At 70.2% G+C, this 16,971-nt stretch carries 18 protein-coding genes; 10 read left to right on the top strand and 8 right to left on the bottom strand.

The window, feature by feature from the left end:
* The first annotated feature begins 1 nt into the window (after position 1).
* Positions 2-946, top strand: a complete 945-nt coding sequence (locus BR39_RS0103985; protein ID WP_029907959.1) for a TraB/GumN family protein — start codon at positions 2-4, stop codon at positions 944-946.
* Between the two features lie 202 nt (positions 947-1,148).
* On the opposite strand, the gene BR39_RS0103980 is transcribed toward BR39_RS0103985, so the two are convergent.
* From BR39_RS0103980 to BR39_RS0103960, 5 genes are all read right to left on the bottom strand, one after another.
* A complete protein-coding gene (locus BR39_RS0103980; RefSeq protein WP_029907958.1) occupies positions 1,149-1,715 on the bottom strand; it encodes a DUF3035 domain-containing protein in 567 nt (188 codons plus the stop codon).
* A gap of 115 nt (positions 1,716-1,830) precedes the next feature.
* Positions 1,831-2,340, bottom strand: coding sequence for a signal peptidase II (gene lspA / locus BR39_RS0103975; protein ID WP_029907957.1), 510 nt, complete (start codon positions 2,338-2,340; stop codon positions 1,831-1,833).
* A 177-nt stretch (positions 2,341-2,517) separates the two neighbouring features.
* The gene (gene ileS, locus BR39_RS0103970) at positions 2,518-5,496 is read right to left on the bottom strand and encodes an isoleucine--tRNA ligase (RefSeq protein WP_029907956.1); all 2,979 of its coding nucleotides are present in this window, start codon (positions 5,494-5,496) and stop codon (positions 2,518-2,520) included.
* Between the two features lie 400 nt (positions 5,497-5,896).
* Positions 5,897-6,241: a hypothetical protein gene (locus tag BR39_RS0103965; RefSeq protein ID WP_029907955.1), complete on the bottom strand. Its 345-nt coding sequence runs from the start codon at positions 6,239-6,241 to the stop codon at positions 5,897-5,899.
* A gap of 117 nt (positions 6,242-6,358) precedes the next feature.
* On the bottom strand, positions 6,359-6,982 hold the full coding sequence (locus BR39_RS0103960; protein ID WP_029907954.1) for a glutathione S-transferase C-terminal domain-containing protein: 624 nt from the start codon (positions 6,980-6,982) through the stop codon (positions 6,359-6,361).
* 105 nt (positions 6,983-7,087) lie between these two features.
* On the opposite strand from BR39_RS0103960, the gene BR39_RS0103955 reads away from it, so the two are divergent.
* Genes BR39_RS0103955 through BR39_RS0103945 form a run of 3 tightly spaced genes read left to right on the top strand, consistent with a single transcriptional unit; the run spans position 7,088 to position 9,199 of the window.
* Positions 7,088-7,726: a TetR/AcrR family transcriptional regulator gene (locus tag BR39_RS0103955; protein ID WP_029907953.1), complete on the top strand. Its 639-nt coding sequence runs from the start codon at positions 7,088-7,090 to the stop codon at positions 7,724-7,726.
* A 49-nt stretch (positions 7,727-7,775) separates the two neighbouring features.
* On the top strand, positions 7,776-8,516 hold the full coding sequence (locus BR39_RS0103950) for a methylated-DNA--[protein]-cysteine S-methyltransferase (RefSeq protein WP_029907952.1): 741 nt from the start codon (positions 7,776-7,778) through the stop codon (positions 8,514-8,516).
* Entirely contained in the window at positions 8,513-9,199 is a 687-nt protein-coding gene (locus tag BR39_RS0103945; protein WP_029907951.1) for a 2OG-Fe(II) oxygenase, read from the top strand. The genes BR39_RS0103950 and BR39_RS0103945 overlap by 4 nt, the downstream gene beginning before the upstream one ends.
* A gap of 121 nt (positions 9,200-9,320) precedes the next feature.
* On the opposite strand, the gene BR39_RS25190 is transcribed toward BR39_RS0103945, so the two are convergent.
* The gene (locus tag BR39_RS25190) at positions 9,321-9,800 is read right to left on the bottom strand and encodes a hypothetical protein (protein WP_051695145.1); all 480 of its coding nucleotides are present in this window, start codon (positions 9,798-9,800) and stop codon (positions 9,321-9,323) included.
* Between the two features lie 141 nt (positions 9,801-9,941).
* A complete protein-coding gene (locus BR39_RS0103935) occupies positions 9,942-10,982 on the bottom strand; it encodes an NAD(P)-dependent alcohol dehydrogenase (RefSeq protein ID WP_029907946.1) in 1,041 nt (346 codons plus the stop codon).
* 163 nt (positions 10,983-11,145) lie between these two features.
* On the opposite strand from BR39_RS0103935, the gene BR39_RS0103930 reads away from it, so the two are divergent.
* From BR39_RS0103930 to BR39_RS0103920, 3 genes are read left to right on the top strand one after another with little or no spacing between them, the layout of a single operon-like run.
* Positions 11,146-11,994 carry a serine protease gene (locus BR39_RS0103930; protein ID WP_156035575.1) on the top strand — a complete coding sequence of 283 codons (849 nt, stop codon included), beginning with the start codon at positions 11,146-11,148 and terminating at the stop codon, positions 11,992-11,994.
* Between the two features lie 25 nt (positions 11,995-12,019).
* Positions 12,020-13,549: a hypothetical protein gene (locus BR39_RS0103925; protein WP_156035574.1), complete on the top strand. Its 1,530-nt coding sequence runs from the start codon at positions 12,020-12,022 to the stop codon at positions 13,547-13,549.
* A gap of 10 nt (positions 13,550-13,559) precedes the next feature.
* Entirely contained in the window at positions 13,560-13,829 is a 270-nt protein-coding gene (locus BR39_RS0103920; protein ID WP_029907941.1) for a hypothetical protein, read from the top strand.
* A gap of 149 nt (positions 13,830-13,978) precedes the next feature.
* On the opposite strand, the gene BR39_RS0103915 is transcribed toward BR39_RS0103920, so the two are convergent.
* On the bottom strand, positions 13,979-14,269 hold the full coding sequence (locus tag BR39_RS0103915) for a GIY-YIG nuclease family protein (RefSeq protein WP_029907939.1): 291 nt from the start codon (positions 14,267-14,269) through the stop codon (positions 13,979-13,981).
* A gap of 265 nt (positions 14,270-14,534) precedes the next feature.
* Here BR39_RS0103915 and BR39_RS0103910 point away from each other — a divergent pair, with 265 nt between their 5' ends.
* The 3 genes from BR39_RS0103910 to BR39_RS0103900 are packed head-to-tail and all read left to right on the top strand — an operon-like array spanning position 14,535 to position 16,824.
* Positions 14,535-15,395 carry a TIGR01459 family HAD-type hydrolase gene (locus BR39_RS0103910; RefSeq protein WP_029907937.1) on the top strand — a complete coding sequence of 287 codons (861 nt, stop codon included), beginning with the start codon at positions 14,535-14,537 and terminating at the stop codon, positions 15,393-15,395.
* A 49-nt stretch (positions 15,396-15,444) separates the two neighbouring features.
* On the top strand, positions 15,445-15,870 hold the full coding sequence (locus tag BR39_RS0103905) for a MaoC family dehydratase (RefSeq protein WP_197026663.1): 426 nt from the start codon (positions 15,445-15,447) through the stop codon (positions 15,868-15,870).
* 12 nt (positions 15,871-15,882) lie between these two features.
* Positions 15,883-16,824 carry a bifunctional riboflavin kinase/FAD synthetase gene (locus BR39_RS0103900; protein ID WP_029907933.1) on the top strand — a complete coding sequence of 314 codons (942 nt, stop codon included), beginning with the start codon at positions 15,883-15,885 and terminating at the stop codon, positions 16,822-16,824.
* Positions 16,825-16,971: the final 147 nt, after the last annotated feature.

Below are 16,971 nucleotides of genomic sequence, written 5' to 3'. Positions count from 1 at the left end.
CATGCGGCGACTGGCGATCCTGGCGGCGGCCCTCGCCCTGACCTCCACCCCCGCCCACGCCCAGACCGCGCCCGGCCTCGACGATCCCGAGGCCAATGTCGTCGAGGCCCTGGTGGTCAGCGCCAGGCTGCCGGGACCGGCCTGGTGGCGGATCTCGGACGGCGACACCACGATCTACATGCTGGGCGTGCTGCAGGCCCTGCCCAAGGGCCAGGCCTGGGACACCGGGGTGCTGGAGCATCGGCTGGACGGGGCTTTCGCGGTGATCCTGCCGCCGGAGGGCAAGGCCGGGATCGGCGACCTGCCGGCCGCCCTGGCCCTGCGCGGCAAGCTGAAGTCGAAGGAACCGCTGGAGGCGTCCGCCGGCGGCCTGGCCGCCAAGCTGGCGAAGGCCCGCGCGACCCTGGGCAAGGGGCCGGACGCCTACGAGGGCTGGAGCCCGCTGGGGGCGGGGATCATGATGGCCGGCGACTACCGCAAGTCGGTGCGGCTGGAGACGGCCGAGCCCGAACGCACGATCGGCCGCCTGGCCCGCAAGCACGGGGTCAAGGCCCGGCCGGCCGCGACCTACAAGGCCATGCCGCTGATCAGGACGGCGGTGCGCGAGCACTCGCGCGAGGCCGGGCTGATCTGCCTGGAGGGCGTGCTGGACGAGGTCAACGCCGGCCCCGAGGCCGCCCGGGCCGCCGCCCGCGCCTGGGCGCGCGGCGATGTGCGCGGCGCCATCGCCGGCCCCCGCAACTTCCAGCGCTGCCTGCTGGCCCTGCCCGGCATGGCCGACCTGGAGCGCAAGGGGACGGCGGACGAGGTCGAGGCGCTGTCGGCGGCGATGCGCACGCCGGGCCACGCGGTGGCGGTCTACGGCGTCCGCAGCCTGGTGGCGCGGGGCGGGGTGCTGGACCAGATGCGGGCGCGGGGGTTCGAGGTGTCGACGCCGGGGGAGTGAGGCTGGCTCTTCCCCCTGTGGGGGAAGACGATCGCGAAGCGATCCGTAGGGGGCAAGTGGGTCGTAGGGCGCCGAGGCTCACCGACTTGCCCCCACCTGACCGCTTCGCGGTCTGTCCGCCCCCGTAGGGGGCGGAGCCAAAGCAAAAGGCCCGGAAGTCTCCCTCCGGGCCTTTCGAACTTCAGCGGGTCAAAACCCGGCCCTACAGGCCCGGCAGCTTGATCTTGCTGTCCTTTTCGCGGGCGATGACGATCGTGCCGTTGCCGGTCAGTTCCTTGAGGCGGGCCTCTTCGGTGGCGGCGTCGACCGGGGTGGCGTCGGTGGCGCCGGTCTCGGACGCGGTCGGGGCGGCGGTCTTGTCGCCCTTCTTCCAGAACATGACCTTCTGCGAGAAGCTCTCGTCCTTGTGGGCCAGGTCGCCGTTCTCGTCGTCGACGACGAAGCGGATCAGCGGGTCGGCCTTGTCGACGCCGGCCTTGGAGACCAGCAGCTTCTCGCCGTCCGAACGGCCGGCGGCGTTGCTCTGGCCGATCAGGGCCTGGCGCGCGGCGCTTTCGGGCTGCAGCTCCTGCGGGCGCGGCTCGCCGGGGGCCGGCGGACGCAGGCTGTAGTCGGGCGGCACCACCAGCGGGGCCTTGGTGACGACGCGGAATTCGTCAGGAACCACCTTGCTCATGCCCAGCGCCTTGGACGTGGACTGGCAACCGGCGAGGCCCATGGCGGCCACGGAGGCCAGAACGCCCAGGGTCGCGACCCGATAGAAACTCATGAAACCTGCTCCACCGGCCCCCCGGGCCGTAAATTCGGACGCTCTCGATACGACATCCGAGGCCGGGCGCCAATCTTCCTCGAAATCGTGGCTGTGTTAGGGCGCTATTGTACGCCTAAAGCCCGTGTCCGTCCGGATTGGCCATGGTCTTTTCTTCCGACAGGAAGCTGTCCAGCAGCAGCAGGGCGACCCCGATGCTGATGGCCGAGTCGGCGACGTTGAACACCCAGGGGAAGTGCAGGCGCGAGACGTCGATGAAGTCGACGACGTAGCCGTAGCGGATGCGGTCGATCAGGTTGTTGCCGAACGCCCCGCCCATGATCAGGCCGATTCCCGCCGCGACCAGCGGCTTGACCGCCTTGCGCGCCCAGACCGCCAGGCCGATCACCACCGCGGCCGAGAACAGGGTCAGCAGCCAGCGGCTGAGCTCCGACCCGCGGAACAGGCCGAAGCTCATGCCCAGGTTATGCACCAGGGTCAGGTAGAACGGCCCGGCCACCTGCTGGCTGGCGCCGGGCGCCGCGCCCAGGGTCGACAGGATCCAGGCCTTGCTGATCTGGTCCAGCACGATGGTGACGATCGCGATGGCGTAGGCGGTCCAGCCGAGGCGGGTGATCTTGAGCATTCTTCGTCCTTAAGCCGCCGCAAAACCGTTGTCATCCCGGAAGCGGTCCCCAAAGGTTGTCATCCCGGAAAGCGCGGAGCGCTTGTCCGGGACCCAGGGGAACCGCAAGGCGTCAGCCCAGTCCCCTGGGTCCCGGACAGCCTCTGCGAGGCTTCCGGGATGACAACGATAAGGATGTCAGGCGGCGTGCTGGCTATCCCACCACGCCACAGCTTCGGCGTCGCGCAGGCTAAGCTCCGGATAGCGGGGGTCGGTTCCCACCTCCGGCAGGATGCGCCACGAGCGGGCGCACTTCTTGCCCTCGGCCAGCTTGGGCTCCACCGCCACGCCCTTGATCTCGTCCAGGGCGAAGGCGGCGGATGCGGTCCCGGCGACCAGGGTCGCCTGGCTGGTGCGGAACACCTCGGCCGCGTCGACGCCGTCGAAGGCCGCCAGCAGGTCGGGCTCGGCGATGTGGACGACCGGCGCGGCCTCCAGGGCCGAGCCGATGCGCTTCTCGCGGCGCTCGACCTCCAGGGCGGCGGTCACCACCGAGGTCACGGCCTCGACCTTGGCCCAGCGGGCGGCCTCGGCGTCGTTGCGCCAGGCGGCCGGGGTCTCCGGCATCACCCGCAGCACGTTCGACCCGGCGTCGGGGAAGCGCGTCGTCCAGGCCTCTTCCATGGTGAAGCAGGTCAGGGGCGACAGCCACACCGTCAGGCGCTCGAACACGTAGTCCAGCACCGTGCGATAGGCCCGGCGGCGCAGGGCCGTGGGCGCGTCGCAATAGAGGCTGTCCTTGCGGATGTCGAAGAACAGGGCCGACAGGTCGCCCTGGCAGAAGTCGATCAGCGGCCGGATCACGTCGCTGAAGCGATAGGCCTCGTAGGCGGCCTTCACCTGGGCGTCGAGTTCCCACAGGCGGTGCAGGACGTACTTCTCCAGCGGCGGGAAGTCGGCGTAGTCGGTGACCCGCTCGGCCTCGTCGAAGCCGGCCAGGGCGCCCAGCAGGTAGCGCGTGGTGTTGCGCAGCTTGCGATAGGCGTCGGTCGTCGTGGCCAGGATCGTCTTGCCGATCCGCTGGTCCTCGGAATAGTCGACCATCGCCGCCCACAGCCGCAGGATCTCGGCGCCGGACTCCTTGGTGATGGCCTGGGGCTCGACGGTGTTGCCCTTGGACTTGGACATCTTCTCGCCGTTCTCGTCCTGGGTGAACCCGTGGGTCAGGACGCCCTTGTACGGCGCGCGGCCGCGCGTGCCGCAGCTCTCGAGAAGCGACGACTGGAACCAGCCGCGATGCTGGTCGCTGCCTTCCAGATAGAGGTCGGCCGGGCTGCGGCTGTCGTTGCGGCCTTCCAGGGTGAAGGCGTGGGTCGAGCCGCTGTCGAACCAGACGTCCAGGATGTCGACGACCTTCTCGTACTGGGCCGGGTCGTGGTCGCCGCCCAGGAAGTCCTCGTCGGGACGGGTGAACCAGGCGTCGGCGCCGCCTTCCTGGATGGCGTCCAGGATGCGGCGGTTGACGGCCTCGTCCATCAGCGGGACGCCCGTCTCCTTGTCCACGAACATGGCGAGCGGCGTGCCCCAGGCGCGCTGGCGGCTGATCAGCCAGTCCGGACGCGTCTCGACCATGGCCCCGATGCGGTTGCGGCCGGCGTCGGGGTGGAAGGCGGTGTCGGCGATGGCCTTCACGGCCGTCTCGCGCAGGGTCTTGCCGCCCAGGGTCGGGACCGGCTGGTCCATGCGGATGAACCACTGCGGGGTGTTGCGGAAGATCACCGGGGCCTTGGAGCGCCAGCTATGCGGATAGCTGTGCTCGACGCGGCCGCGCGCCAGCAGGTTTCCGGCCTCGATCAGCTTGTCCATGACCGCGCCGTTGGCGGGGCCGAACTTGCCGGCCTTCTTGCCCTCGGTCTCGATGACCTTCAGGCCGCCGAACAGGGGCACGTGGGCGAAGTAGGCGCCGTCGGGATCGACGGTGTCGGGGATGGCGTCCAGGCTGTAGCCGCTCTTGAGCCAGACCAGGTAGTCGTCGGCGCCGTGGCCCGGGGCGGTGTGGACGAAGCCGGTGCCGGCGTCGTCGGTCACGTGCTCGCCGGCCAGCAGCGGCACGTCGAAGCCGTAGCCTTCATCGAATTGCGCCAGCGGGTGGGCGCAGATCAGGCCCGTCGGGTCGACCGGCTCGGCGCGGCGCCACTTGGCGACCTTGGCGGCCTGGCGGACGTCCTCGGCCAGCTTGTCGGCCACGATCAGGCGGTCGCCGACCTTGGACCACGGGGCGAACTCGAGGTTCTCCTCCAGGGCCTCGACCTCGTAGAGGCCGTACTCGACCTTGGGCCCGAACGAGATCGCCCGGTTGGCCGGGATGGTCCACGGGGTGGTGGTCCAGATCACGACGCTGGCGTCGTTGGGCGGCAGGCGGAAGACGTTGTCGCCGGCGGCGGCGCCCGACATGGCGTAGCGGTCCTCGTCATAGGCCTTGACGGGGAACTTCACCCAGACGGTCGGACTGACGTGGTCGTGGTACTCGATCTCGGCGTCGGCCAGGGCCGTGCGCTCGACCGGGCTCCACATCACCGGCTTGGAGCCGCGATAGAGCTGGCCGGTTTGCGCGAACTTGTGGAACTCGGCCACGATCGTGGCCTCGCTGCCGTAGTCCATGGTGGCGTAGCGGTTCCACCAGTCGCCCAGCACGCCCAGGCGCTGGAACTCGACCTTCTGGGCCTCGATCCAGTGGGCGGCGTATTCGCGGCAGCGCTCGCGGAACTCGGCGGCGGGCACCTCGTCCTTGCGGCGGCCCTTGGCGCGGAACTCTTCCTCGATCTTCCACTCGATCGGCAGGCCGTGGCAGTCCCAGCCGGGCACGTAGTCGACGTCGTAGCCCAGGGCGAAGCGCGACCGGACCACGAAGTCCTTCAGCGTCTTGTTCAGGGCGTGGCCGATGTGGATGGCCCCGTTCGCATAGGGCGGGCCGTCGTGCAGCACGAACAGCGGGGCGCCGGCGGCCTGGCGCGCGGCGCGCACGGCGCCGTACAGGCCCTTGTCCGACAGGGCGGCCCAGCCCTCCAGGATCTCGGGCTCCTTCTTGGGCAGGCCCCCGCGCATCGGGAACGGGGTGTCGGGAAGGAAGACGGTTTCGCGGTAGTCGCGGGCGGTCGTCGTGGCGTCGTCGGCCATGGGAGAGCTATCCAGCTTGGAATGTTCGGGAAAATTCGCGGGGGAACCCGGCGCGCGCTGGAAACTCGTCCGGCGGCGTCACGCCGGGCGGTTAATTCGCGAGGTCTTCCGAACGAAAGGCATGGGCGGGGGATAGCAGACGAGGCGGGGAGGGGCAAACGCGTTGCTCTCACCGCGTCAGCTAGCTCGATCACCGTCATCCTCGACTTGTTCCGAGGACCCCTCTGTCGGCTGGTTCGCCGTTTGGGCGGATCCGCGACCTCGCCGCTCCACGGATCATCCTTCTTCTCGGCTGAAGCAGGGGTCCTCGGAACAAGTCCGAGGATGACGGAGGTTATGGGGACGAAAAAAAGGGGGCGCGCTTGCGCACGCCCCCGAGGTCCTCCTCCGAGGTCGGAGATCAGTGGGCGACGGCGACTTCCGAAGCCGCCGGGGTCTTGGCGATCTGGGCCGGATTGCATTCGCCGAGTTCGGCGTCCGACAGGGTCACGCCGCGATAGCCGAAGCCGGTGATCGGCCCCAGCTCGCGCGCCAGGCGCTTGCAGCTGCGCAGGGGCGGCAGCGACTTGACCTGGGTCGAGCGGCAGACGTCGGCCTTGCAGCGCCACAGCGTGCCGTCGAACACCAGGTGGTCCCGGGTTGTGGGGGCGGCCAGCGTCAGCCAGCCGGTCTGGGGTTTGGTTTCGGCCATGGCGGGGCCGCCCGCCGCGGCCAGGGCCACGGCGGCGATGATCAGGTTACGCATGGGTGTCTCCTGGGGAGTGGAGCGGTTGAAGGAGGGGACGCACACTCACGGCGGGGATAGGGCCGCGTGGATCACGGCCGCGCCGTGAGTGTGTGTCCCCCGTTCAGGTCACGGCTTTCAGGCCGCGGCCTTGAACAGGGTGAATTCCTCGTCGAAGGCCCTGGCCACCGAGGGCCGGGTCTGCAGGCGGTCGCGATAGGCGGCCAGGTTCGGATAGGGCGTGAAGTCGATGGCCAGGTAGCGGGCCCAGGTCAGCATCACGAACAGGTAGGCGTCGGCCACGCTGAACCGGCCCTGCAGGAACTCGCGGCCCTTCAGGTGGGCGTCGAGGAAGGCCAGGCGCTCGGCCAGCAGCTCGCGGGCGAAGGCCTTGGCGCCTTCCGGGGCGGTCTTGCTGAGCAGGGCGATGAACACGCCGGTGTGCAGCTCGGTGCCGACGAAGCTGAGCCAGCTCTGCACCTTGCGGCGCTCCGCCCCGTCGGCGGGGATCAGGCCCGACGCCGGGAAGCGGTCGGCCACGTACTGCAGGATCACCGCGTTCTCGACGATCAGTTCGCCGTCGTCGGTCCGCAGGACCGGCACCTGGCCCATGCCGTTGAGGGTGAGGAAGGCGGTCCCGTCCTCGACCACCTTGGGCCGGGCCTTGGTGTCGACCTTCAGGAAGCGGATGTCCGCCCCCGCCTCGTAGGCCGCGATCCGGGTCGCCATCGAACAGGCCATCGGCGAGAAATAGAGGTCCATCGAACCCTCCGTTGCTTTTTCATACTGTTTCGCATAAAAATAACGGTGGTCAAGGAATAAACTGCGAAACGGTACAAAAATTAGATTCCGGACCAGGAGAGAGCCATGTCCGAAACCCCCGCCAAGCGTCGGGGCCGTCCCCGCGCCTACGATCCCAAGGTCGCCCTGGCCAAGGCCACCGAGACCTTCTGGTCCCAGGGCTACGCCGGCGCCTCGCTGGACGACCTGAGCGCCGCCACCGGCATGAACCGGCCCAGCCTGTACGGGGCGTTCGGCGACAAGCAGTCGCTCTTCAAGACGGCGCTGGACGCCTACATGGACCGCTCGCGCGCCGCCATGACCGAGGCCTTCCGGGGCGGCGGGTCGCTGCGCGAGGTGCTGACCCGGATCTACCGCACGGCCCTGGGCTTCTACCTGGCGGACGACGGCAGCGGGCGCGGTTGCTTCCTGGTCAGCGCGGGCCTGGGCCAGGCGGCCGTCGACGAGGAGGCCCGCCGGATTGTCGCCGAGGGCCTGCACGAGCTGGACCGGGGCGTCGAAGGCCTGATCCAGCGCCGCCAGGCCAAGGGCGAGCTGCCGTCCAGCGCCGATCCCGTGGCCCTGGGCCGCGTGGCCAGCATGATGATGAACGCCCTGTCGGTCCGCGCCCGGGCCGGCGAGACGCGCGAGCAGCTGGAGGCCACGATCCCGGTGATGGTCGACCTGATCTGCGGCCCCAAACCGGAACCGCAAGCATCGGAATGACGCCGCAGGTCATGGCGCGCATGCTCCTTCTCACGAAAGGAGACCGACCATGACCGCTTCTCAATTCCTCACCGACGACGCGCGCTGGGAGGCCATGCGCCGCCGCGACCGCGACCTCGACGGCGCCTTCTTCATCGCCGTGCGCACCACCGGCGTCTACTGCCTGGCCAGCTGCGCCGGGCGGCCGCTGCGCAAGAACGTCGAGTTCCACGACACCCGCGAAAGCGCCCGCGCCGCCGGCTTCCGAGCCTGCCTGCGCTGCAAGCCCGACCAGCCGCGCGAGACCCTGCGCTGGGCGACGGTCCCGACCAGCCTGGGCCTGGCCCTGGTGGCCCGCTCCGACGCCGGCCTGCGGCTGGTGACCCTGGGCGACGATCCCGACGTTCTGGTCCGCGACCTGGAGCGCCGCTTCCGCGCGGCCCGGCTGACGCCCGCTCCCGCCGGCCTGGCCGCCGACCTGGAGGCCGTGGCCCGCCAGGTCGACCATCCGGAGGCCAAGCTGGACCTGCCGCTCGACGCCCAGGGCACAGACCTGCAGAAGGCCGTCTGGGCGGCGCTGCGGGCCATCCCGGCCGGGACGACCGCCTCGTACAAGACCGTCGCCCAGGCCATCGGCCGTCCCGCCGCCGTGCGGGCCGTGGCCCAGGCCTGCGGGGCCAATCCGCTGGCGGTGATCACCCCCTGCCACCGGGTGGTGCGGGCCGACGGCGGCCTCTCGGGCTACCGCTGGGGCGTCGAGCGGAAGCGCGCGCTGCTCGCCAAAGAAACGCAAATGAGTGAAGCCGCGTGAGCCTGGACTGGAGCCGCATCGAAGCCGACCTCGACGCCCAGGGCTGGGCCCTGACCGGGCCGCTGCTCAAGCCCGAGACCTGCGCCAAGGTCGCCGGCCTCTACGACCAGGAGGCCGGCTTCCGCAGCCGGGTGGTGATGGCCCGCCACGGCTTCGGCCAGGGCGAGTACAAGTACTTCGCCTACCCCTTGCCCGACCCGGTGCAGCGGTTGCGCCAGGGGCTCTACGGCCCGCTGGCCGCCGTCGCCAACCGGTGGGCGCGGGTGCTGGGCGAGGACCGGCGCTTCCCGGACGACCTGGACGACATGCTGGCCCGCTGCCACGCGGCGGGCCAGGCGCGGCCGACGCCCCTGCTGCTGACCTACGGCCCGGGCGACTACAACTGCCTGCACCAGGACCTGTACGGCGAGCACGTCTTCCCGCTGCAGGCCGCCTTCCTGCTGGACGAGCCGGGCCGCGACTTCGAGGGCGGCGAGTTCGTGCTGGTCGAGCAGCGTCCCCGCCAGCAGTCGCGGCCGCAGGTCGTGCCGCTGAAGCAGGGCGAGGGCGTGATCTTCGCGGTGCGCGAGCGCCCGGCGACGGGGACGCGCGGCGTCCACCGCCGCGTGCTGCGCCACGGGGTCAGCACCGTGCGGTCGGGGCGCCGGCGGGTGCTGGGGGTGATCTTCCACGACGCGACGTGAGGGGCCGCGCGCGAAGGTGGGGACACACTCACGGCAGGCACGCCACCAGTTCGGCAAGGCCGTTGGGTGAGTGTGTGTCCCCTTCGTCGTCCCCGGAGATTGGAGGGGCGTCGTCCGCCGCCTACTTCGCCAGCTGGATCTTCACCCCCGACGGCGCGGCCGTCAGGCGCAGGCCGCGGCTGGTGGCGTTGACCTTGATGACCACGCCCTTGTCGTTCTTCATCGTCGAGACGCTGCCGCCGCCGGCGACGGTCGCGCCCAGGGACGCCGCCTGGTAGGTGCCTTCGATGTCGGACAGCTGCTTGAGGTTGCTGACCGTGCCGCTGGCCGTGAAGCCGCTGGCGCCGATGTCGACCGCCGACAGGCCGTTGACCTTCAGCGCGTGCTTCTCGCCGCGATAGGTCAGGGTCCCCTTGCCCCAGCTGACGCCGACGCCCAGGGCGACGCCGCCGCCGTGGATTTCGATGGCCCCGGTCGCCTCCTGCGAGACCGAGCCCTTCTTGGCCGGGTCGGCCCCGCCGGCGAGCACGGGGGCCGAGGTCGCCGCCAGGGCGAAGGCGGCCAGGACAGGCGCCGCGAGGGCGCGGACGGTGGAGTTCATGACGAGGGACCTCGGTCGGGATTGCACTCCCGGCAAGGTGCTCCGTCCGGCCGGGCGGCACACTCGGGCCGTTCCCTCGATCCCTCGGGGGGAAGGCCGTAGAACCGGGGGACACGCGCACGCACGTGTCCCCGAGGCGCCCTACAGCGTCGCCATGTCGATCACGAAGCGGTAGCGCACGTCGCTCTTCTGCATGCGTTCGTAGGCCGCGTTGATCTGGTCGATGGCGATGGTCTCGATGTCGGCGACGATCCCGTGCTCGCCGCAGAAGTCGAGCATCTCCTGGGTTTCCTTGATCGAGCCGATCATCGAGCCGGCCAGGGTGCGGCGGCCGGGGATCAGGGCGAAGGCGTTCAGCGGCACGGGCTCTTCCGGCGCGCCGACCAGCACCATGGTCCCGTCCACCTTCAGCAGGTTGAGGTACGCCCCCCAGTCGATCCCGGCCGACACCGTGCAGATCAAGAGGTCGAAGGTCCCGGCCAGGGTCTCGAAGGTCGCCGCGTCGCTGGTGGCGTAATAGTGGTCGGCGCCCATCGCCAGGCCGTCGGCCTGCTTGGACAGGGTCTGGCTCAGCACCGTGACCTCGGCGCCCATGGCGTGGGCGATCTTGACGCCCATGTGGCCCAGGCCGCCCAGGCCCAGGATCGCCACCGACTTGCCGGGACCGGCGTTCCAGTGGCGCAGCGGCGAATAGAGGGTGATGCCGGCGCACAGCAGCGGGGCGGCGGCGTCCAGGGGCAGGTTGTCGGGGATCGACAGGACATAGCCCTCCTTGACCACCATGTGGTCGGAATAGCCGCCGTAGGTGGGCAGGTCGGCGCCGGGCTCGAAGCCGCTGTAGGTCAGGACCAGGCCGGGCATGTACTGCTCGCGGTCCAGGTCGCGGGCGGCGCAGGTGGTGCAGCTGTCGACGAAGCAGCCGACGCCGACCCGGTCGCCTTCCTTGAAGCGGCTGACCTTGGAGCCGACGGCGGTGACCACGCCGGTGATCTCGTGGCCCGGCACGATCGGATAGACGCTCTGGCCCCAGCCGTTGTCGACCATGTGGATGTCGGAGTGGCAGACGCCGCAGTGCTTGATGGCGATGACGACGTCGTCGTCGTTGGGTTCGCGGCGGTCGAAGGTGAAGGGGGTCAGAGGCGCGGACGCGGATGCGGCCGCGTAGCCCTTTGCGATGGCCATCGGAGAGTCCTCGAAGTTCAGGGGGAGATGAACAGGCGGGGCATGCCACGGCGCCGCGCGGGACGGTAGGCCGATCCTGCAGACTTGATGCACGATCCTGCCGACGTCGCGCATCGCTCCCCTAAAGATTGAGCTTTACGCGGGTGCTTGTTTTGGGCGAGCCTTGACCCGCCAAGCAGGCGGGGCCGCCATGGATCGTCCGCAGTCCGATTCCGTATCGATCGACCTGGATGTCCCGCTGTCGGCGGGATCGGAGGGAACCCTGGCGCCGCTCCTGGCGCCGGAGCCGCCCTCCCGGGCGCCCGCCGGCCGCGCCCGGATGTTCAGCATCCTGGGCCCGCGCGACCGTCGCCGGGTCGAGCTGACCACCACGGCCGCGCCCTGGCGGATGGTCTGCGCCCTGCGGATCGAGACCGGCGCCGGCGTGTTCAACGGCACCGGCTGGCTGGCCGGCCCCTCGACCGTGATCACCGCCGGCCACTGCCTGCACAACCCGGCCTTCGGCGGCTGGGCCCGCCGGGTCACGGTCATCCCCGGCCAGAGCTGGAACAAGCGGCCGTTCGGGGCGGTGGTCTCCACGCGCTTCGACTGCGCCCCGCCCTGGCTGGCGGACCGCGACCGCGCCCACGACATCGGCTGCATCCACCTGGACGAGCCGGTCGGCGAGCGGGTGGGCTGGATGAAGCACGACGCCATCGATCCCGCCGCGCTGCCCCGCACCGCCGCCGTGGTCTCCGGCTATCCGGAATACGCCGGCAGCTACGAGCACCTGCTGGTGGCCAAGGGGCCGGTGCGCACCAGCCTGGAGGGCCGACTGTACTACGAGATCGACACCACCGACGGCCAGAGCGGCGGCCCGGTCTGGATCGGCGACGCCGCCGCCCCGACCGTGGTCGCCGTGCACGGCTACGAGGCCGACGCCACCCCGGCCGACGTCGGGCCCGGGGTCAATTCCGGCGCCCTGCTCACCCCCGACCACCTGCGACTGATCCAAACCTGGCAAGGCGGGTAAGCCGCCCCATTCGAGGAAACGCCCCATGTCCGCATCGTCGAGAACGAGGATCCCCCTGCTGGCCGCCCTGGCCGCGCCACTGGCTCTCATTGGTGCGTTGCTGGCCTCCTGCGGGCCGGGCGGGACCACGGCCGAGGCGCCGCCGGCCGGGGAGGGCGCCCCGGTGCAGTTCCTCACCGCCAACGGCCTGAACCCGCAGGCGGGCGAAGCCTCGCCCCTGGGGCGGCTGCTGATCGGGCGCGGCAAGGACTACACGCCGATCGCCGAGGACCCCAAGGCGCTGTTCGACCGGCTGGAAGCCTCGATGGCCGATCGCCGCAAGACCGCCTGGACCATCGTCGAGGCCCTGCTGGAACCCCAGAAGCTGACCCTGGAGGGCAAGACCTACGAGGTGCCCCTGTGGCACACCTGGTACGAGGGGATGAGCGTCAATCCCGAGGTCGACCAGAAGATCAAGCTGTTCATCGCCCAGCTGGCGGCCTGCAAGGCCGATGCCGCCTGCAAGAAGACCCGCGCCGAGATCGCCCACGAGGTGATGGAGCAGGCCGGCACCGACAAGAACATGGTCCGCAGCCTGGTCTCGGCCAACCTGACCCAGGTGCTCAAGCAGTCCGAGGGCTTCGACCGCGGCGCGCCCGAGGAGGAGCTGGGCCGGGGCTTCACCCTGTTCAGCCCGTCGTTCGTCGAGCACGTCCTGGCCCAGGCCCAGGGCATCGAGACCTGCTCCAACAAGATCCCGTGGAACCAGCCGCCGCCCAGCGCCAGCCAGTTCTCGCCCTGCGTCGACGAGTTCCCGCGCAACGCGGTGATGGTCAAGACCAGCTGGGACGAGATCGACGGCGCCGCGCCCAAGGTCAGCGCCCACGCCACCGACGCCGCGGCGATCACCGCCGTCCTGAAGGGCGGCAGCTGGCCCAAGCCCACCCTGGAGCCGGTGACGACCAACGGCATCTACGCGGTCCAGACCACCGACGGGAAGGTCTACGGCCTGAAGTCTATCCACTTCTCGACCAAGGACACCCGCGAATGGATCTGGATCTCGCTGTGGTGGAGCCCCAAGCCCGACGAGGACTTCGGCCAGGACCGCCCGGCCGCCCTGGCCAAGTTCAACGGCGGGGTCTGGTCGCACTACAAGATGTGCGTGACCACGGCCTTCAACGAGACCGACCCCAAGCCCTGGGGGCCCTACGAGAGCGGCCAGCCCGGCCTGGCCTCGGCGATCAAGGCCGCCTACGACGGCGCGACCGAGCAGCGCAACCCCGCGCCCTACGACAAGGTCACCACCTGGTGCAGCAACCCCAACCTGGAGCACCACACCGGCAACGGCCGCACCAACTGCATCGGCTGCCACCAGTACTCGGTCACCTGGAACGAGCTGAAGAACCGCGAGACCTATTTCAACGACACCTACACCGCCTCGATGGCCGCCGAATATCCGCAGTACGGCCGCGCCCTGCGGCGGACCAACTTCCCGGCCGAGTTCGCCTGGTCGTTCGGCATGGAGTTCCAGGACCAGATCAAGGAGGCCCGGGAAGACCAGGGCTTCAACTGGTAGGGAGGGCGCGATGGTCTCCTACGCCAAGGACATCCGGCCGCTGTTCAACGCCCACGACCTGGCCTGCATGAAGCGCAAGGGCGTCAAGCTGGACAGCTACGACTGGATGGCCGACCCGGCGGGCGGCGAGGGCTACGCCGACCACGCCAACGGCCGGACGGTGTTCGACTTCGTCCGCCCGGACGGCAACGAGCCCCGCATGCCGATGGGCGGGCCGTACTGGGACGACGACCGGGTGGCGCTGTACCGGCGCTGGATGGAGGAGGGGTTCGGGGCGTAACCCTCTCCGCCCGTCCGTCCCACGGTTGTCATCCCGGAAAGCGCGTAGCGCTTGTCCGGGACCCAGGGGACTGGGCGAATGCGGTGCGGCCGCCCCTGGGTCCCGGACAGCCTCTGCGAGGCTTCCGGGATGACACTGTTGGGGGACGGTCAGCCGTTCCAGGTCTCGTAGAGATCCAGCCACGGCGGATTGTTCTCTTCGATCAGCCGCAGCTTCCAGGCGCGACGCCAGCGCTTGAGGCTCTTCTCCCGCCTGATCGCATCGCCGACGTCGGGATATTCCTCGTACCAGACCAGGCGGACGACGCCGTATTTCGATGTGAAGCCAGGTGTCAGGCCTTCCTGATGTTCCCATACGCGCCGCGACAAGTCGCCGGTCACGCCGACATAGAGCGTACCGTTGCGTTGGCTGGCGAGCATGTAGACGTGGTAGCTGCGCATGGAACTCAACCATTGCGGCTGTAAAGATGGTTGTCATCCCGGAAAGCGCGTAGCGCTTGTCCGGGACCCAGGGGACTGGGCGAATGCGGTGCGGCCGCCCCTGGGTCCCGGACAGCCCCTGCGGGGCTTCCGGGATGACAACAGTTGGGGGGAAGGCAGCAAAGCTCATCCCTTCACCAGCATCCCTCCGCTGGCCCCAGCGCCCCCGCGTCCCTACATGCGCTACCGTTGACGCATCCGTCTCCGCCCGGTACCGCCCCTGTCCATGACCGATCTGCCCACTGGCCTGTCCGCCCTCGCCGACCGCTACGACGTGCTGCTGTGCGACGTCTGGGGCGTCATCCACAACGGGGTCGAGAGCTTCCCGGAGGCCTGCGCGGCTCTGGTCGAGTGGCGCAAACACCACGGGCCGGTGATCCTGATCTCCAACTCGCCGCGCCCCTCCGAGCACGTGATCGAGCAGCTGGACCGGCTGGGCGTGCCGCGCGAGGCCTGGAGCGCCTTCGTCACCTCGGGCGACGCCACCCGCACCCTGCTGGCCGCCCGCGCGCCGGGTCCGGCCTGGATCGTCGGCCCCGACCGGGACCTGCCGCTGTATGACGGCCTGGGCCTGGAGACCGCCGGTCCCCAGGACGCCGCCTTCGTCGCCGTCACTGGCATGGTCGACGACGAGAACGAGGCGCCCGCCGACTACACCGACCGCCTGGCGATCGCCGCCGAGCGCGGCCTGACCCTGATCTGCGCCAATCCCGACCGGGTGGTGCAGCGCGGCTCCAAGCTGATCTATTGCGGCGGCGCCCTGGCCGACCTGTACGAGACCCTGGGCGGCCAGGTGCTGATGGCCGGCAAGCCCTACGGGCCGATCTACGACCTGGCCCTGGCCGAGGCGCAGGCCCTGAAGGGCGGCCCCGTCGACCGCTCGCGGGTGCTGTGCATCGGCGACGGCGTGATCACCGACGTCAAGGGCGCGCACGACCAGGACCTGGCCTGCCTGTTCATCGCCAAGGGCATCCACGGCGCGGCCGCGGTCGGCCCCGACGGCAGGCTGGACCCGGCCAAGGTCGAGGGCCTGCTGGCCGCCGAACGGGTGGGCGCGACCCACGCCATGGGCGATCTGGTCTGGTAGGAACCGCGCCGCTAAGATTGGTGCAATGCACAAGAAGAATGAGGGGCGCGTGATGCCGGGACTGTTTCTCGAGGACCTGAGCGTCGGCCAATCGGCCGAGCTGGTCCGCACCGTGACCGAGGCCGACATCGTCGCCTTCGCCCAGGTGACCGGCGACACCAATCCCGTGCACCTGGACGCCGACTACGCCGCGACCACGTCGTTCGGCGAGCGCATCGCCCACGGCATGCTGTCGGCCGGCTACATCTCGGCGGTGCTGGGCACGACCCTGCCCGGTCCCGGGGCGGTCTATCTGTCCCAGACCCTGAACTTCAAGCGCCCGGTCAAGATCGGCGCCGAGGTCGTGGCCCGGGTGACGGTGACCGCGATCGACGAGGCCAAGGCCCGCGTCACCCTGGACACCAGCTGCCTGGTGAACGGCAAGGCCGTGGTCGGCGGCGAGGCCGTGGTCCTCGTGCCGCGCAAGGCGGCGTAAGAGGTGTCCTCGATGCGGCTGAAGACGATCCACGGCTGGAAAGACCTGCCCGAGGGCGAGCGGGGCGCCTGTGTGGCCCTAGGCAATTTCGACGGCGTGCATCGCGGCCACCAGCAGGTGATCGCCCAGGCCGCCAAGGCGGCCCAGGCGGCCAAGGCCCCGCTGGGCGTGGTCACCTTCGATCCGCACCCGCGCCGCCTGTTCCGCCCCAGCGAGCCGGCCTTCAAGCTGATGACCCACAACCAGCAGGCCCGCGCCCTGGAGGCCTTGGGCGTGGACCTGCTGTACCTGCTGCCGTTCGACTTCGAGATGGCCAGCTTCGGCGACCGCGAGTTCGTCGAGAAGGTGCTGGTCCAGGGCCTGGGCGTGAAGCACGTGGCCGTCGGCTTCGACATCTCGTTCGGCCGGGGCCGCACCGGCAGCGCCGACCTGATGAAGGCCTATGGCGCGGAGTACGGCTTCTCGGTCTCGGTGGCCGAGCCGGTGGCCAACCGCGAGGGCGAGAAGTTCTCGTCGACCGGCGTGCGCGACGCCCTGCGCGACGGCCATCCCGAGGGCGCCGCCCGCATCCTGGGCCGGCCGTTCGCCATCGAGGGCGTGGTCCGGCGCGGCCAGCAGCTGGGCCGCCAGCTGGGCTTCCCCACGGCCAATGTCGAGGTCGAGGACTATGTGGTGCCGCGCCTGGGCGTCTACGCCACCCGCACCCGCCTGCCCGACGGCCGCGAGGTGCCCGGTGTGGCCAACCTGGGCAACAACCCGACGACGGGCGAGGTCGAGACGCGGCTGGAGACCTGGCTGTTCGACTTCGACGAGGACCTCTACGGCCAGGTCATCGAGACCGACCTGATCGCCTTCCTGCGCCCCGAACTGAAGTTCGACAGCATCGAGCTGCTGGTCGAGCAGGTGCTGCGCGACGAGGTGGCGGCGCGGGCCATCGTGGCGCCGGCGTTCTGAGGACACACACGGGGACGTCCCCTCCGTCACGATGCTGCGCATCGCGCCACCTCCCCCGCCATGCGGGTGAGGAGCCGGGCGGCTCGGCTTCCTCCTCACCCGTGAAACGGGGGAGGTGGCATGGCGCGGATACGCGACATGGCGGAG

The sequence above is a fragment of the Caulobacter sp. UNC358MFTsu5.1 genome (assembly GCF_000712075.1).
Taxonomy (GTDB): domain Bacteria; phylum Pseudomonadota; class Alphaproteobacteria; order Caulobacterales; family Caulobacteraceae; genus Caulobacter.
The sequence above is the reverse complement of the archived record's forward strand: the minus strand, read 5'-3'. Positions and strand labels throughout refer to the sequence as shown.

Excerpts from the sequence above, each read along its gene's own strand:
- BR39_RS0103925 (WP_156035574.1), top strand. The coding sequence starts at position 12,020 with ATGTCCGCATCGTCGAGAACGAGGATCCCCCTGCTGGCCGCCCTGGCC.
- BR39_RS0103980 (WP_029907958.1), bottom strand. The coding sequence starts at position 1,715 with ATGAGTTTCTATCGGGTCGCGACCCTGGGCGTTCTGGCCTCCGTGGCC.
- BR39_RS0103915 (WP_029907939.1), bottom strand. The coding sequence starts at position 14,269 with ATGCGCAGCTACCACGTCTACATGCTCGCCAGCCAACGCAACGGTACG.
- BR39_RS25190 (WP_051695145.1), bottom strand. The coding sequence starts at position 9,800 with ATGAACTCCACCGTCCGCGCCCTCGCGGCGCCTGTCCTGGCCGCCTTC.
- BR39_RS0103935 (WP_029907946.1), bottom strand. The coding sequence starts at position 10,982 with ATGGCCATCGCAAAGGGCTACGCGGCCGCATCCGCGTCCGCGCCTCTG.
- lspA (WP_029907957.1), bottom strand. The coding sequence starts at position 2,340 with ATGCTCAAGATCACCCGCCTCGGCTGGACCGCCTACGCCATCGCGATC.
- BR39_RS0103960 (WP_029907954.1), bottom strand. The coding sequence starts at position 6,982 with ATGGACCTCTATTTCTCGCCGATGGCCTGTTCGATGGCGACCCGGATC.
- BR39_RS0103985 (WP_029907959.1), top strand. The coding sequence starts at position 2 with ATGCGGCGACTGGCGATCCTGGCGGCGGCCCTCGCCCTGACCTCCACC.
- ileS (WP_029907956.1), bottom strand. The coding sequence starts at position 5,496 with ATGGCCGACGACGCCACGACGACCGCCCGCGACTACCGCGAAACCGTC.
- BR39_RS0103910 (WP_029907937.1), top strand. The coding sequence starts at position 14,535 with ATGACCGATCTGCCCACTGGCCTGTCCGCCCTCGCCGACCGCTACGAC.
- BR39_RS0103950 (WP_029907952.1), top strand. The coding sequence starts at position 7,776 with ATGACCGCTTCTCAATTCCTCACCGACGACGCGCGCTGGGAGGCCATG.
- BR39_RS0103965 (WP_029907955.1), bottom strand. The coding sequence starts at position 6,241 with ATGCGTAACCTGATCATCGCCGCCGTGGCCCTGGCCGCGGCGGGCGGC.
- BR39_RS0103900 (WP_029907933.1), top strand. The coding sequence starts at position 15,883 with ATGCGGCTGAAGACGATCCACGGCTGGAAAGACCTGCCCGAGGGCGAG.
- BR39_RS0103955 (WP_029907953.1), top strand. The coding sequence starts at position 7,088 with ATGTCCGAAACCCCCGCCAAGCGTCGGGGCCGTCCCCGCGCCTACGAT.
- BR39_RS0103920 (WP_029907941.1), top strand. The coding sequence starts at position 13,560 with ATGGTCTCCTACGCCAAGGACATCCGGCCGCTGTTCAACGCCCACGAC.